This is a genomic window from Nostoc sp., from assembly GCF_036917775.1.
Classification (GTDB): domain Bacteria; phylum Cyanobacteriota; class Cyanobacteriia; order Cyanobacteriales; family Nostocaceae; genus Nostoc.
Genome location: NZ_JBALEQ010000089.1, coordinates 1 through 15924 on the forward strand (window position 1 = coordinate 1; position 15924 = coordinate 15924).

11 protein-coding genes and 1 rRNA gene are annotated in these 15924 nt (G+C 38.2%); 7 read left to right on the plus strand and 5 right to left on the minus strand.

The window, feature by feature from the left end:
* The first annotated feature begins 237 nt into the window (after positions 1–237).
* On the plus strand, positions 238–576 hold the full coding sequence (locus tag V7K69_RS17405) for a hypothetical protein (RefSeq protein ID WP_335036474.1): 339 nt from the start codon (positions 238–240) through the stop codon (positions 574–576).
* Positions 577–674: 98 nt separating this feature from the next.
* Here the strand turns inward: V7K69_RS17405 and V7K69_RS17410 are convergent, their stop codons facing one another.
* Both V7K69_RS17410 and V7K69_RS17415 read right to left on the minus strand, forming a co-directional pair.
* Entirely contained in the window at positions 675–1037 is a 363-nt protein-coding gene (locus V7K69_RS17410; RefSeq protein ID WP_163929547.1) for an ArsR/SmtB family transcription factor, read from the minus strand.
* Between the two features lie 312 nt (positions 1038–1349).
* Complete coding sequence (locus V7K69_RS17415; RefSeq protein ID WP_335036476.1) at positions 1350–2426, minus strand: hybrid sensor histidine kinase/response regulator; 1077 nt, start codon at positions 2424–2426, stop codon at positions 1350–1352.
* A 1594-nt stretch (positions 2427–4020) separates the two neighbouring features.
* Here V7K69_RS17415 and V7K69_RS17420 point away from each other — a divergent pair.
* The 5 genes from V7K69_RS17420 to hetL all read left to right on the plus strand — a co-directional run bounded on the left by V7K69_RS17420 (position 4021) and on the right by hetL (position 12890).
* Positions 4021–7302, plus strand: coding sequence for a PAS domain S-box protein (locus tag V7K69_RS17420; protein WP_335036478.1), 3282 nt, complete (start codon positions 4021–4023; stop codon positions 7300–7302).
* 170 nt (positions 7303–7472) lie between these two features.
* The gene (locus tag V7K69_RS17425; RefSeq protein WP_335036480.1) at positions 7473–8207 is read left to right on the plus strand and encodes a response regulator transcription factor; all 735 of its coding nucleotides are present in this window, start codon (positions 7473–7475) and stop codon (positions 8205–8207) included.
* Positions 8208–8352: 145 nt separating this feature from the next.
* Positions 8353–9444: a hybrid sensor histidine kinase/response regulator gene (locus V7K69_RS17430; RefSeq protein ID WP_335036482.1), complete on the plus strand. Its 1092-nt coding sequence runs from the start codon at positions 8353–8355 to the stop codon at positions 9442–9444.
* 380 nt (positions 9445–9824) lie between these two features.
* Positions 9825–12047, plus strand: a complete 2223-nt coding sequence (locus tag V7K69_RS17435) for an FdhF/YdeP family oxidoreductase (protein WP_335036484.1) — start codon at positions 9825–9827, stop codon at positions 12045–12047.
* A gap of 129 nt (positions 12048–12176) precedes the next feature.
* Positions 12177–12890 (plus strand): heterocyst differentiation pentapeptide repeat protein HetL, encoded by a 714-nt coding sequence (gene hetL / locus V7K69_RS17440; protein ID WP_335036486.1) that lies wholly within the window; start codon positions 12177–12179, stop codon positions 12888–12890.
* A gap of 117 nt (positions 12891–13007) precedes the next feature.
* On the opposite strand, the gene V7K69_RS17445 is transcribed toward hetL, so the two are convergent.
* Entirely contained in the window at positions 13008–13508 is a 501-nt protein-coding gene (locus V7K69_RS17445) for a transposase (RefSeq protein WP_335036492.1), read from the minus strand.
* Between the two features lie 154 nt (positions 13509–13662).
* On the minus strand, positions 13663–14718 hold the full coding sequence (acsF, locus tag V7K69_RS17450; protein WP_335036488.1) for a magnesium-protoporphyrin IX monomethyl ester (oxidative) cyclase: 1056 nt from the start codon (positions 14716–14718) through the stop codon (positions 13663–13665).
* Positions 14719–15185: 467 nt separating this feature from the next.
* On the opposite strand from acsF, the gene V7K69_RS17455 reads away from it, so the two are divergent.
* Complete coding sequence (locus tag V7K69_RS17455) at positions 15186–15581, plus strand: hypothetical protein (protein ID WP_335036490.1); 396 nt, start codon at positions 15186–15188, stop codon at positions 15579–15581.
* Between the two features lie 251 nt (positions 15582–15832).
* On the opposite strand, the gene rrf is transcribed toward V7K69_RS17455, so the two are convergent.
* Positions 15833–15924 (minus strand): 5S ribosomal RNA (rrf, locus tag V7K69_RS32980); the annotation flags it as partial.

The window sequence follows — 15924 nt, forward strand, 5'->3', positions numbered from 1 at the left end:
AAACGAGCGCCCATATTATTTGTTACTAAGTAAATATATTTTATGTATTTACTTATCTTAACATAGTTAGATTTTTCCCCACCTACCTACTTATTTGCTGCTTTTTAGATGGTCTGAAAATTCAAGGTCTGATTAAATCAAGATCAAGTTAGCGGCTCTGCGCTAAAGTAAAAATATTGGGATCAAAATCTCTGCCAGTAAGTTCAAACACCACTAATCTTTACCACTGCGGCGATAATGTCTCAAGAGCATAACGAATCACTCCAACTTCAAGAGATCACCAAACTCAAACCGAAACACTTTGCTGATTTAGTCAGATCAGCACAATTGATTTTCGACCCTACAGCCGGAGTTTCGGGAAGACATATAACAGTTGACTGGGAACAATTCGGAATTCCCCACGATGTAGCAGACAATCTCAAGTCACTTGGTCAGGAGTACCAATATTCATCTCCTCACATCCCTGTTGAAGTTATCTGGAGTAAATTAACTCCCGAAACTCGTATTTGGTTTGTTGAAAACAAAGATAAGTTGTGGCAAATTGAAGAAGCTTTCCCAGCCCTTGATGAAGATTAAAGGGAATATGGATCATTTGTAGGGGCATGATCGTTGTGCCCCTAACTACCAGTATCTAGGAGGGCATTTTTTTACCCAATTAAGATATCAGCTATTTTTTAAAAAACTGCTGTTTTACTTCGAAGGACTTTCAAGCTCTCAGCCTGCTGTTGCACGCGTTCACTAATGCGATCGCACGCTAACTCACAAAGCTCAAAAATCATTGGTTCGGCAATCTCGTAATAGGCACTCGTACCTTTGGGCTGACGAGATAGAATCCCTGCTTGAGTTAACACTTTCAGATGCTTAGATAGATTTGCCTGACCTAAGTTAGTGACCTCGGCAATTTCCATCACATTCATTGGCCCTGATTTTAGACTGGCTAAAATCTGTAGCCGACTTGCCTCTGATAAAACCTTGAAGTAGTCAGCAACTGCCACAAGAACAGCTGGATCGGACTTGTGCGGCTTAGTTTTTGGCATAGGGAGATTTAATAGTCGGTACAATATTTTTTTAATAACTAATTAGTTATTAAATTTCATAATAGCGTAGTTAAGTTGTTACTATAGCAACCAGTTTTCATTTTTGCACAAGACTCAGTATGGATCTATCCCTTCTTTCCTGTTCCCTGCCCACGCAAGTAAATATAGCTACCTCACGCTGCGTCAACAGAAATCAAACCGGATTCCTATAGTACTAAAATAATACATTAATTTCACAAAATACTTGCTAAATAGTTAAAAGGAGTACCTATTGAAAATCTGACTAGATGCGGCAATTTTGGAGTTAATAATTTATTTTTGAGTAAATACAGTAAAGATACTACCAGTTGGATAATTATCTTCGATGGTAATTGTACCGGAATGTGCCTCGACTGCCATTTTGCAGAAAGCCAATCCTAAACCTATTTGCGAAACATTTGGTATCCGACTTGCAACTTCATATTTATCAAATATGATTTTTCTTACGTCTTCAGGGATTCCGGGGCCTGCATCAGCGACTTGCACTTTCGCACCGCCTGCTGCCAAATACTCTCCCCGTAGGGTAACTTGAGAGTTAGATGGGGAGAACTTAATAGCATTAGAGAGCAAATTATCTAGAACTCGACGAAAGATTGTTGCATCTACTTTCACAATGCCACCAGGTTCAGGTAATTCACCTATCAAAAGCAGGTTCTTTTGAGTAGCGATCGCTTCAAAATCTGCTAATGCTGACATACAGAGTAAATAAAGGTCTACTTCTGTGTAGTTGAGAAGCATTTTTCCAGATTCTAACTTTGCCATGATCAGCAAGCTATTAATCAATGATTGTAGCTGTTGTCCTGCAAATAAAATTTGATCAGCCTTGCCTCGTTGCTGTTCGGGTGACAAGTCGTAAAACCGGAGAATTTCAGCCGCGAGGACAATACTGGTAAGAGAATTTCGGAGATCGTGGACAATCATATTTGCCATATCTTCTCGCAGTTGCAGCAAAACTTGCAGGCTGTCGTACTGCTGCTTAATCCGCAACATAGAATTAACCCTGGCTCGTAATTCTACGCCGTTGATGGGTTTACTAATGAAGTCATCTGCGCCTGTTGCTAGACATCTAGCTAAATCTTCTTTAGCAGTTAATGCTGTCACCATAATGATCGGCACTATCTGCCATTGTGGATCAGCTTTGATGCGTTGGCATACTTCCATCCCATCTAGACCAGGCATCATCACATCCAGCAAAATCAGATCGGGCTGAAGACTGTTGAGGCGATTCAGAGCTTGTTGACCACTAGAAGCATAATGTAGCTCGTAGTTTTCATTATTTAACAAGGTTTCCACAACATCGAAGTTATCGGGTTCATCATCAATCACTAAAATAGAAGGTTGAGTATTCATTAAAAATTTCTGCTACCTTGCTAAAACTTGATTTCTTTGATTATCTTCTGCTAGCAAAATCAAAGGTGGTTTTTTCGCGGCTTTTGGCAATACAGTAGCCCATCCCCATCAGGCAATTCAAAATCCAGCTTATATCTGGCATCTCCTGTTGACACCATTTCATGGACTGCGCTGCTATCTCAAACTCCCAAATACGATAGGTATACAACCTGTCCTGCTTCAAAAAACGACAATATGCTTCTCGGTCTCTAGGCAATTATCAATTAGCAGAATTGTCAGGGGAGAGAAATGACTCATAAGTTAAAAATACAAACGCGATCGCGTTTCAAAAAAATTATACCTTGATTTTCATCATGCTAATAGCTTGACATTAGTGGAGTGAGTTATATCTGGATAGGAAATTTACATAAAGAGCAGACAAAACGTTTGAGATATATCTATGTTGCCCTTTGGCCTGATGTCTTCACCAAATCCCTAAAAATTTTTGCCTCCGTGTTCAGTATGAATAGAATTTGCAATCATACCTAGTTATCTTCCGAAAGCGTTCAGTAAATTTGCTGCTCGTAAAATTCATTTACGGCCAGACTAGTAGCACCAAAATAAAATCCTGGTTTTAGGGCAATGCCTAGATTGGACTACGCCTAAACAGTGATTTTTATCATCAGCCAGATTGCCATCCTTCTATACAATCTCCTGAACCCTACGGATATTCCAGAGTAGCGACTCAGTATTTTTTCTCGAATCCAAAATAGCAATTTAAGTAAAACCTGGGAATTTAATCAAGAAAAAATTCCTATTTTTCCTCGATGAATTTTGGATTGAAACCATGAATACTAAACCTAGTACGAACAGAAATAATTCATCAATATATTGAATAGGTTGCAAAAAATATTTCTTTTTAGCTAGTTTAGTCGGTTTAATCTATTCGCTCCTTCTTCCGGTTATTAAAGCAATACAGTTCAGATAAGACCATAACACTTGTAGAGACGGCGATTTATCGCGTCTCAAACCCACAATTTTGTACAAGTTTTGAACGGTATTGGTTATTAAAGGAGTTTTAATCTAATGTCAGTAGCAGCTAGAGAGTCTAGATTCAAGCAGACTTTAGGCTTTAAAAAAATTGTAATTATCGAATCGAAGCCTGTTAATTTTATTTTTATCCTAATAGCTTTAATTATTTTAGGAAGCTCTAGCTTTGTTATCGCCTCTTATGTAGTGTCTTCAATTAGTTCTCTAATTTCATCACCTCCCGACAACCCTACATCAATTCCCTGGATTAACAATAGGTCTGACTGTCAATATAGTGGTAGAACCTGGCATGATGATAAATGTTGGGACTATGAACATAGTTATATGTTTTAAAGCTTATTTGCTGGAATACGATTTAAATTTATTAAAAATTGTCGAGATGAGACCCATGAGCATTAGCCTAAATCTTTAATAAAAAGATATAAGCAAATTGCTCATAGAAAATACTGATGTTTTTTAAAAAATTATAAGTAAAGATGTTATCTGTATCTTTTTTAAAGATATTTTTTGATTAAGACATCTATACATAATGCTTATTAACTCTGTCACCTCTGATAATTTACAAATGACGATCATTCGTCATCCTCTGATTGTTAACTCTGATATTTTGCTTCCAGATGTGATTGCACTAATCAATGAAGCACCAGGTAACTCTGATGGCGTGCCAATCAAAGATACCAATTATTTGACAAGCTCAAGTAAAGACATAGATAATATCACATCTCAAGCTACCAGTTGTGTTTTAGTTATAGAAAACTCGCAGTTACAAGGGATAATTACACAGCGAGATTTAATTAAGCTGACAGCACAAGGCAAAAATTTAGGAGGAATCAGTGTTGCGGAAGTGATGACAAGAGAGTTAATCACACTAAAGTTAACAGATTTTAAAGATATTTTTACTGCGTTAAATTTGCTGAGGAGACATCGGATTTGCCATTTGCCTATTGTCGGAGAGAAAGGAGAATTAATCGGATTAGTTACTCCTGCTAGTCTGCTGGCAGTTTCAATTCAACAAGCTAGACTCTACAATTATGCACAAGTCAAACTTGCAGAACGCCAAAGAATTGAAGCAGAATTGCGATTAGAGCGTAATTTTATTTCGGCAATTTTGAATTTAGCAGATGCTTTGGTTATTGTAGTAGATTTTCAGGGAAGAATTGTTCGTTTTAACCATACTTGCGAACAAGCTACAGGTTACAAATTTGATGAAGTTAAGGGAAGATTTGTTTGGGATATACTGCTATTACCTGAAATAACAGAATGTATCAAAGGCGTTTTTAAAAATTTAGCAGAGAGAGAATTTCCTCAACGTTATGAAACTTCTTTAGTTACTAAAGATAGCGAACGCCGCTTAATTTCTTGGTCAAATAAGGTTTTACTTAATCGAGATAATCAACTTGAGTATATCGTCTGTACAGGTATTGACATCACTGAGAGTCGAAAAGCACAAGAGGAACTTCAACAAACTCGCAACTTTTTACAGTCGATGATTAATAATCTACCTGTAGCAGTCTTTGTTAAAGATGCCAAACCAGAAAGTTTTGGTAAATTCAAGCTCTGGAATCATACCTGCGAAAACATTTTTGGCATTACAGCAGAGCAGGCTATTGGTAAAACAGATTACGAATTCTTCCCGAAAGAACAAGCAGATTTTTTCTGCCAAAAAGACCAAGAAACTTTTGCTCTTGGTGAACCTCAAGATATTCCTGAAGAACCTATTGACAGCCATAGTTTTGGCAGAAGAATTTTACATACGACTAAAATTCCTTTGTATGACAAAGACCAACAACCCGAATACCTATTGTGTATTTCTGAAGACATTACAGAATACCAACGAGCAGAAAAGAATCTCCGACAAGCCAAAGAGCAATTACAAACAGTTTTAGATGCAGTACCTGGGTTTGTTTCTTGGGTAAATTCTGATGGATATTATTTAGGGGTTAATCGCCATTTAGCTGAAAGTTTTAACTTGACTACCGATGCTTTTATCGGACAAGAACTAGGCTTTATGGAAAGCAGTCCGCAATTTACAGAATTTATGCATAAATTCTTAGCTAGCCAAGATGTGGCAGATTCTAGCATTATTGATACCCAAATCAACGGCAAAATATGCAATTACTTGCTAGTTGCTCAAAAATATCATTACAACACAGCTGCTGTTGCAGTAGGAATTGATATTACAAAACGCAAACAAGCTGAAATAGCCTTACAAAGTTTAATAGAAAGTACCGCTTCTACTACTGGGCGTGACTTTTTCCCAGCATTGGTTGAGCATATTTCTTCTACTTTAGATGTACCTCACACCTTAGTAACTGAGTTAATTGATGGGCAAGTTCACACTTTAGGATTTTGGTCTGATGGACAGTTACAATCCAATATTTTCTATGACCCAAAATCAACGCCTTGTGAAATTTTGCTCAAGCAAGGATTTTACTATTGTCCTTCAGGAATTCAGCAACTTTTCCCTAATGCTGAAAGATGGGTGGCGATGCAAGCCGAAAGTTTTATGGGAGTTATTTTAAGTGATGATTTTGGTCAACCGATTGGCTCACTATGTATAGTAGATAAAAAGCCCATACCTGACCACCATAAATTTGAAGGAATTCTCAAAGTATTTGCAGCCAGAGCATCAGCTGAACTACAACGACAACGAGCGCAAGAAGCTTTACAAAAACTCAATCAAGATTTAGAGCTTAGGGTTAAGCAACGCACTTTAGATTTACAAAAAAGTGAAGCAGAACTTAGAGCTATTTTTAATCAAGTAGCTGTAGGAATTAAATTAGAGACTTTAGATGGTTATTTTCTTAAAGTTAATCAGAACTTGTGTGAAATTTTAGGCTACAGCCAAGAAGAAGTCCTGAAGAAAAATTTTCAAGATATTACACATCCAGAGGATATACAAGCCCATCTCAATAATTTGCAACAACTTATAGCAGGAAAAGTAGAAACATTTTCCATAGAAAAGCGCTATTTACATAAAAATGGTGATGTAATTTGGGTAAATTTAACGGTTTCTCTAATTCGAGATGAGATTGGCAAACCAATTTATGCGATCGGGGTAGTTAAAGATATACGTGAGCGCAAACAAGCTGAAGAAAATATTTGTAAAGCTTTAGAGAAAGAAAAAGAACTAAATGAGTTGAAATCTCGTTTCATTTCTATGACTTCCCACGAGTTCAGAACTCCTTTAGCTGTGATTGCTTCTTCTGCTGGGATTTTAAACACTTTTAGTCATAAACTGGATGAACAAAAAAAGCAAAAACATCTCCAATGTATTCAAACCTATGTTCAACATACCACTCAACTGTTAGATGACATTTTGCTAATTAATAAGGCTGAAGCTGGAAAATTAGCATTTGAACCAACTTGTATTAAATTGATTGATTTCTGTCACTCTTTGGTAGAGGAAATTCAACTAAGTTCTCCTAACCATATCCTAGCCTTCTGTCCCCAGTACTTGGATAACTCATCGACAGATGATCGCTTTATGGCTTGTATAGACAAGAAAATTTTGCGGCAAATACTGAGTAATTTGCTATCAAATGCTGTCAAATACTCACTACAAGGCAGTAAGATTAAAATTGATTTATTACTTCAAAACAAAAGCGCAGTTTTTCTAATTCAAGATGAAGGTATTGGGATTTTCCCCGAGGAACAGCAGAAATTATTTGAACCATTCTACCGAGCTAGTAATGTTGGTAATACGCCAGGAACTGGATTAGGCTTGGCAATAGTCCAGAAGTGTATAGACCTTCATAGTGGCAGAATTACCTTCTCTAGTCAGGTCGGAGTGGGTACGACATTTAGGGTAGAACTACCACTAATTATAAGTCATATCCTCAATTGAAGCTATTTGATGTGTTATTAGTAAATAATTTTGGGGAATAATAACTACGAGGCATCGTTTAGAGTCTCATCTAGTTTGCCAAATTGTCACGTTGGATAATCTGCTCTAATAACTGCATCTTTAGACAATAACAAAACTGCCTAGGCAAAATCACTATTTAAATTACGCCAATGAATAAAAAAATATTAGTAATTGAAGATGAAATGCAAATTTGTTCAAATATTGAACAGATTTTAAGTTTTTCAGATTTTCACCCTATTACTGCAAATAATGGTTTAGAAGGATTACGACTTGCTAAAACAGAAAAACCAGACTTGATATGTTGTGACGTTATGATGCCTGGACTTGACGGTTACAGTGTACTGACAGCCTTACGCCAAGATCCAATAACTGAATTTATCCCAGTAATTTTTCTGACTGCAAAAGTAGATCGTGGTGACTTACGCCAAGGTATGGAGTTAGGAGCCGATGATTACCTTACAAAACCTTTCTCACCACAAGAACTGCTAAAGGCAATTAATGTTAGATTAGCTCGCACAGAAAAACCAATTTTAATCAAACAACAATATGAACAGCAATATCAACAAAATATCAAGCTGAGTCAGCAGATACAGACAGATTCATTAAAGCTACAAGAGAGCCAACAACTAGCAGAGATATGTAATGAGGTTTTAGAAAAATTTTTACAAGACTTAGCTAACCCGCTTTCAAATATCAATATGGCAATCTATATGTTGAAAAAAGCTCACTCCGATATTGAGCGCGATCGCTACTTGAGTATTTTACAACAAGAGTATGTTAAAGAAATTACACTTTTGAATCAAATGAAGAATTTACAGGCATTAATTACACCAGAAAATATAAAAACTATGCAAAAATTTAATTTACTAAAATCTAGCAAATAATATGAAATTAATCATACGATTCTTGTTTCACGATTACTCAGATTTTTCCTATCAAACAAAATTCAACTTTTAAACCTTTGATGATTTTATTTAAAGCATCACCCCAACTTCAGAAAAATTATATTTTTATATTTATTATTACTAGATGAATACAATTTTAATCATAGAAGATGAACCTCAAGTTCGGGAAAATATTCAGGAGATTTTACAGCTTTCTGATTTTGAAACTTTGATAGCTCCAAATGGTCTAATTGGATTAGAAATTGCCAAAAATACATTACCTGATTTAATTATCTGCGACATTATGATGCCAGAATTAGATGGTTTTAGCGTACTATCTGCTCTGCGTCAAAACGAAGCAACAATCAATATACCTTTAATATTTGTCACTGCTAAAGCAGAGCGTTCAGATTTTCGTCAGGGCATGGATTTTGGGGCTGATGATTATTTAACCAAACCATTTACTCCTGAAGAACTACTCAACGCGATCGCTTCTCGTCTTGAAAAGCACGCTTTGGTTGAGCGTCAAACTAAATCTAAACTAGACGAACTGAGAATGAATATTGCTCACTCGTTACCTCACGAACTGAATACTCCTTTAAATGGCATTCTTGGTATGTCACGGTTATTAATTGAAAATTGTGACATCATGCCTAGCTCTGAAGAAGCCGAAATTGCGGAATTCATTTACACATCTGCTAATCGACTGAATACATTAGTTCAAAGATTTTTATTATATAGTAATCTAGAGTTACTAGCCAAAAATCCTGAAAATAATTGTCAGATTACAGAAAAGAAAGATAAATGTCTTGCGAAGAAAATTATTAGTCAAGTTGCTCTGAAAAAAACTACAGAAAATTCCAGACAAAAAGATTTAAAGCTAGATATCGAAGAATTTATAATACAGTTACCAGAAGAGAAATTAAGTATTCTTATTGAAGAATTAATTGATAATTCTTTAAAATTTTCTTTTCCAGGTAATGAAATTCAAGTTAAGAGTAAGGTAGAAGGTAGTAAATTTAATTTATATGTAATTGATCATGGCAAAGGAATGACAATTGAAGAAATTGCTGCAATTGGAGCTTTTGTACAGTTTAATCGAAAATCATGGGAGCAACAAGGCTCAGGTTTAGGTCTAGCTATTGTTCAGCATATAGTGAAGTTATATGGTGGTGAATTTACAATCGATAGCATTCCTGGAAAAGGAACTATTGTTAGCATTAGTTTGCCTTGTTAAGATGTTATCAATTGTATGGAATAAGTAAGTGGGCGTAAATAATTGTTGTGAGGATAAGGCAATAGGCAATAACTACAAGGTTTTTAGCTAATTCATTTTTATTTATATAGTTTGATTTATTGTGCCAACTTACTTATAGACCTAAGATCGACTGTATCTAAAATTAAGAACTCGGTTTTATTTATCCGGCAAAAATCCTAGCTTTTTGGCAAATACTTTTTCCACATCAGAGATTATTAACGAATGTAAAAAAGTAAAACTACTGTCCCATATACAGCAGTTTTCTCTTGCATGAACTACAAAGAGCAGACTTTTAGTCACTTTGCTACTCATTTGCTACTCAAAACGGTAGCCTTAAAGAAATACATTATATTTTGGCTATGTTGCCTAAACCGAAGAAATATTGGACACCCCAGCACTGGGCAAGTTGGAAGCCTTTCGGCATTGGCGAACAGTACCCTAACAACTATTGGGAAGTATTTCGGGCAATCTGGCTGTCTCGTGACAAACTACGATACACGTGGAATATTCTTGACAAAGGTGTTTGTGATGGTTGCGCTCTTGGAACAACCGGGATGAAGGATTGGACTTTAGATGGCATCCATCTCTGCAATGTCCGGTTGCGGCTGTTGCGGATGAATACTATGCCAGCTTTTGACCCTGTGCTATTGGAGGATGTCTCGCAGTTACAAAAGCAAAAAAGTGCCCAATTACGGAACTTGGGAAGACTTCCTTTCCCGATGATGCGTCAACGAGGGGAAAAAGGCTTTCGCCGTATTAGCTGGGATGAAGCTTTAGGGGTAATTAGCGATCGCATCCGTGCCACTAAACCAGACCGCCTTAGTTTTTATATTACCAGTCGTGGAACTGTCAACGAAACTTATTATGCCACCCAAAAAGCTGTGCGGGCAATGGGAAGCAATAATATTGATAACGCTGCCCGCATCTGCCATTCTCCCAGTACGGCAGGACTGAAAGCTGCTCTGGGTGCAGGGGCCACCACCTGTTCTTATAAAGACTGGATTGGTACTGATTTATTAGTCTTCATTGGTTCTAACGTTGCCAATAATCAGCCAGTCACCGTTAAGTATCTCCATTACGCCAAAAAAGCTGGTACGAAAATTGTAGTTATTAACACTTACCGCGAACCAGGAATGGAGCGCTACTGGGTGCCCTCAATTGTGGAAAGTGCTGTTTTCGGTACAAAGTTTGCCGAAGACTTCTTCTTAATCAACATGGGCGGGGATATAGCATTTTTGAATGGCACAATTAAACATATAATTGCTAACAACTGGGTAGACCAGTCATTTATAGATTTACACACAGTTGGCTTTGCCGAACTCAAAACATCTTTAGAAAGCCAATCTTGGGAAGAATTAGAACGGCTTTCTGGTACATCCCGTGAGCAAATGTACGCCTTTGCCAAAATGGTCAAAGAAGCCAGCAAAGCCGTATTTGTTTGGAGTATGGGCATTACCCAGCATGAATGCGGCGAAGATAATGTGCGAAGTATTATCAACTTAGCTCTTACCAAAGGTTTTGTCGGTCGGGAAGGCTGTGGTTTAATGCCAATTCGCGGCCACTCTGGGGTACAAGGTGGCGCAGAAATGGGCTGTTACGCCACAGTGTTTCCCGGTGGTAAACCCATTACCCCAGAAAATGCTGCCCAATTGAGTCAACATTGGGGCTTTAAAGTGCCAGCAAGTAAAGGTTTAATTGCTCCAGAAATGATTAATGCCGCATATCAGGGGGAATTAGATGTGTTGTTTTCTGTGGGAGGGAATTTTTTAGAAGTGCTGCCAGAACCGGATTATGTGGAAGCGGCACTGAAGAAAATACCGTTGCGGGTACATACGGATATTGTTCTCTCTAGCCAAATGCTGGTGGAACCGGCTGATACTGTGGTGCTTTTACCTGCGACGACTCGCTACGAAATACCTGGGGGAGTAACAGAAACTAATACTGAACGCCGGGTAATTTTCAGTCCAGAAATTCCAGGGCCGCGCATTGGAGAAGCGCGTCCAGAGTGGGAAGTTTTTTTAGAATTAGCAAGGCGCGTGCAACCAGATTTGGCAGATAAGCTGGCTTTTGCTGACACAGCTGCTATCCGTCAAGAAATTGCTCAAATTGTCCCCCAATATGCTGGGATTCAACACCTACAGCAGGCTGGTGATCAATTTCAGTATGGCGGTTCACATTTGTGCTTTGGTTGGAACTTCCCTACACCCGATGGGAAGGCGCACTTCGGCGTATTATTGCCACGCCAAAGGGAATTACCAGAAGGTTATTTCTTAGTAGCAACGCGCCGAGGCAAGCAATTTAATAGTATGGTACAGGAACGTAAGGATGCAATTACTGGGGCGGTGCGAGAGGCAGTGCTAATAAATGCTGCTGATGCGGCACTGTTGGATTTAAAAGATGGGGATAAGGTAATTCTTAAGAATGAGTTAGGTGAGTTGTTCTGTCAAGTATATATTGCACCAATTCAGTCAGGAAACTTGCAAGTCCATTGGCCAGAAGGTAATGTGCTACTAGATAAAAGTAAGCGATCGCTAGAAGGGGTTCCTGATTATAATGCGATCGCACGGTTGGAAAAAATCTGAATCAAGTCTCATTTTTTCAGCTTTAAGATTTCCAACAGTATATTCATTAACTTATATCCCCAATACCCCGTATGAAGAATTACACAGCGATCGTATGAAAAACCCTCTCCTGAACTTAAAATTTCTAACATGGATATAAATGAACTTCTCAAATCTTATGCTGCTGGAGAAAGAAGCTTCCAAAGACTGAATCTGCAAGAAGCAGAATTAACAAATGCCAACCTCATAGGCGCAGATTTTAGCTATGCTGATTTACGTCAAACGCGACTTGGTAAAACTAATTTTAGCCAAGCTTGTTTACGGGAAGCAGACTTGAGTGAATCTATCCTTTGGGGTATAGATTTGAGTGAAGCAGACTTATATCGTGCTGTTCTCCGAGAAGCTGATTTAACGGGTGGAAAACTAGTCAACACACGCTTACAAGAAACAAATTTAATCAAAGCTAGTTTATGTGGTGCTAATTTGCATGGTGCAAACTTATCTGGTTCTCTGTTATTTCAAGCAGACTTACGCCCCAGTTCTGACCAGCGTACAGATTTAGGATATGCAGTTTTGACTGGGGCAGATTTGAGTTATGCTGATCTCAGAGCCGTTTCCTTGCATCACGCTAACTTAAATAAAGCAAAATTATGTCGCGCTAATCTCTCTAAAACAATACTGTGGGGGAATTTAGCGGCGGATTTAAGTGGGGCTAATCTACAAGGTGCTGACTTGAGTTATGCAAATCTAGATAGTACTATTTTGCGACAAGCAAATCTGCAAGGTGCTGACTTAACAGGGGCAATTCTTATAAATGCCGATCTTCAGGGAGCAATCATGCCTGATGGCAAGGTTCATAATTGAGTTATTTGAGAGATTATAAAGTTAACTATCTTACATCAATCATAAGAATACTTAGCTAATAAATCTTATTAAAACCTTGTTTATGTAAACATTATTTGGATACAGCATTTACGGCTGTTATGAGGTACAGTAGCAGCAACTAGCAAACCAGTTTCTTAAATGTTGAGAATTTATTAAATCGAGTGCAACTGAGATTAGTTTATCAACCATTTCTGTTGTAGTTGGAGTGAAACTACGTAAAAAAGATTTAAGTTGTGACCACCATAATTCAATGGGATTAAAATCGGGAGAGTATGAGGATAAACAAATAACTTTCGCACCTACAGCTTCAATCATTGGCACAATTGAATCTAGTTTATGTGCGGATAAATTATCCATTACTACCACTGCTCCTGACCATAAATTTGGCACTAAAAACTTCTCAACAAACAATTCAAATGCAATACCGTCCATTGAGTTATTCATTGTCATTAATGCAACTACTTTTTTAATACTAATTGCTCCAATTACTGTAACTTTTGATCCTCTATAAAAGGGATTGAGAGAGTAAGTTCTTGTTCCCATTTGTGAACGGGCATGAGTCCTCGTTACAGCGTTTCCTGCTGTTATGAAATACAGTTTTTCTACACTACCTCTTTTTCACTCTTTCAGCACTAAACACGTACCTCACAATAGCGGAAACTGCTTGTATATTAGTGAATTTGGAGCCTACATCAGTAAACTACGCATGTAGAATCAAGGAATGCGTAGTTTACAGCAGTAAATGCCAAATTTAACGCACAGTTTCCCGCAAAGCTTCAGCATCAACTGGTTTAATCAGGTAAACCAACAATAAATTCCAAACAATTGCTGCAATCAAAGGTAGTTTGCGAATCAGCTTCACAACTTTGGGTACAGAACTGCTCTCAATCTCTGCAATTTTCATGTTGTAACCCGCACAGCGTTGCAGGCGTGGGAAAAACTTGGGATGTTCCGTATTCAACATTACAGGGAAAGCTCGACCCGCAGTCTCATTGGTGTTACGAACAACTTCGCGGTCAAATTCCGTCGCATCAAGTCCCAATGAGGTGTAAAAACCAGCCCGTTCATGAACTGTCAAAGTGTGGGTAGCAAATACCGATAACAGGAAAAAGCGACTCCACAACCTAGCTTTCCAGTTGTTCCACAGTTGCGGTTGAGAACGTAAAAGCGCCTTAAATATATCCCCGTGACGGTTTTCATCCTGACACCAACTCTCAAAATATTGGAATATAGGGTAAAACTGGTTTTTTGGGTGCTTTTCTAGATGTCTGTAGATAATAATGTAACGCCAGTACCCGATTTTTTCTGATAAGTAAACGGTGTAAAGTACCCACTCAATTGGGAAAAATGTATAGGTGCGGGTTTTAGTAACATTGCCTAAATCTAGGGAGAGTTTAAAATCGCCCATTGCTTTGTTGAGAAATCCAGCATGGCGTGCTTCATCACGTGCCATCAGTTGAAATATTTCTGCTAGCAGCGGACTGCGATTTTTCAGCTTGCGGGATAGTTCTTTGAATAGTAAGAAGCCGGAAAACTCAGAAATGCAAGAGCGCTCCAAATACTCAATAAATGCCTGTCTTGCTTCGCCCTCAATGTGTTCCCAAGACTGGTTAAACACCTCATCCCGAACAAAATGATGACGGTTGTAGTCTGTCCGCATTTCTGCAAGCATTGCCTTTAACTCTGTCTCCTGGGCAGACAAATCCAGATTGGCGGCTGTCTCAAAATCTGTAGTGTAAAACCGGGGGGTGAGTACAGTTTCTTTACTGGGGGTTTTAATTTCTGGCTTGGGTAAGGTATTAACCATGTGTAATGCGGTAAGCAAGTAAATAGTCCTATAGTTATCAAGTTATAATAAATATTGCTCTTTTGCTAGACCTCTTTACAATCCTTCAGTAAAAGAGCAAATCCCCTACAGGCTAACCTATGTATAAATCCTAAATTTATTAAGTTTTGAAACTTCTTCAAAATAAATTAAATAACTATATAGTTATTGGTTGAGAAAGTTTCAGAGATTTTAACATGAGTCGTCATTCCGATAATTCTCTGCAAGAATCTACAAATAACACAGTATTGCTGGCATCACCTATCAACACGATACCCAAGGATTCACGGGAGCGAGTGTAGCAATTCATGCAGAACAGCTTCAACTTCGTATCAAACAAATTGAGAGTGCGATTCAGGAAGCAGAAGCTTTGGCTGGTTGGCGATTGTATGTAACCAATGCCCCTGTCGAACAGCTAACCCTAACACAATCAATCATGTATTACAGGGATGAATGGATTCAAGGGACGCGGTTTCCATCGTTTAAAGAGGGGTTCGTTGCCTGCCTCACTGATTTATTTCCAAAATCAAAACCGAATCACTGGCTTGATGTTTTTGTTAAACATCACTTTGCGAGTTTTTACCCTCATGGAGTTTGTCGTTAGACTTGCACTCCAGAAAGCTGAAGATTCTTTCCAAGGTCTTTACGATGGTAATCCCAAGCGAAAAACTGACCACCCTTCGGCAGAACTTATGCTTAAGGCTTTTTGTAACCTAACTATTTATTCCCTCCCTGATTCTACCGTCTTTATTACGCCCATCAATCAGCTTCAAAAACAGATTCTTTCCGCAATGAAAATGCCTGAATTCCTTTATGATCTGGAACTTAAGCTGTGTAAGACATAATTCCCCCTCGCAAGGTCAAAATCAGCGAACTCACAGTATAAACGTTGGCTGGCAAGTATTTGCTCTATTGTCTTCTCTATTATTTACTTCACGCTCAACTGAATTTTCTTTTATCCCCCGATTACTGAATCGGTGTTCTAGCACGCTGGTAATATTGCTACGAGCCAGAACCAAATACGCCTGAAGCAAAGAAAAGCCTTCTCAAGATTAATTGAGAAGGCTTTTCTTAAGTTGTTGTGGTTGAATATGAATCCTGGCATCGAGCTATTTTTGCGTAGGGCGACCCCTAAACTATCGTTGCCGCAACAGCGTTTCACCTCTGAGTTCGGGAAGGGATCAGTGT

What these genes read in the sequence shown, in the direction of transcription:
- hetL (WP_335036486.1), top strand. Translation starts at nt 12,177, where the DNA reads ATGGATATAAATGAACTTCTCAAATCTTATGCTGCTGGAGAAAGAAGC.
- acsF (WP_335036488.1), bottom strand. Translation starts at nt 14,718, where the DNA reads ATGGTTAATACCTTACCCAAGCCAGAAATTAAAACCCCCAGTAAAGAA.
- V7K69_RS17425 (WP_335036480.1), top strand. Translation starts at nt 7,473, where the DNA reads ATGAATAAAAAAATATTAGTAATTGAAGATGAAATGCAAATTTGTTCA.
- V7K69_RS17435 (WP_335036484.1), top strand. Translation starts at nt 9,825, where the DNA reads ATGTTGCCTAAACCGAAGAAATATTGGACACCCCAGCACTGGGCAAGT.
- V7K69_RS17405 (WP_335036474.1), top strand. Translation starts at nt 238, where the DNA reads ATGTCTCAAGAGCATAACGAATCACTCCAACTTCAAGAGATCACCAAA.
- V7K69_RS17430 (WP_335036482.1), top strand. Translation starts at nt 8,353, where the DNA reads ATGAATACAATTTTAATCATAGAAGATGAACCTCAAGTTCGGGAAAAT.
- V7K69_RS17415 (WP_335036476.1), bottom strand. Translation starts at nt 2,426, where the DNA reads ATGAATACTCAACCTTCTATTTTAGTGATTGATGATGAACCCGATAAC.
- V7K69_RS17410 (WP_163929547.1), bottom strand. Translation starts at nt 1,037, where the DNA reads ATGCCAAAAACTAAGCCGCACAAGTCCGATCCAGCTGTTCTTGTGGCA.
- V7K69_RS17455 (WP_335036490.1), top strand. Translation starts at nt 15,186, where the DNA reads ATGAATGGATTCAAGGGACGCGGTTTCCATCGTTTAAAGAGGGGTTCG.
- V7K69_RS17420 (WP_335036478.1), top strand. Translation starts at nt 4,021, where the DNA reads ATGACGATCATTCGTCATCCTCTGATTGTTAACTCTGATATTTTGCTT.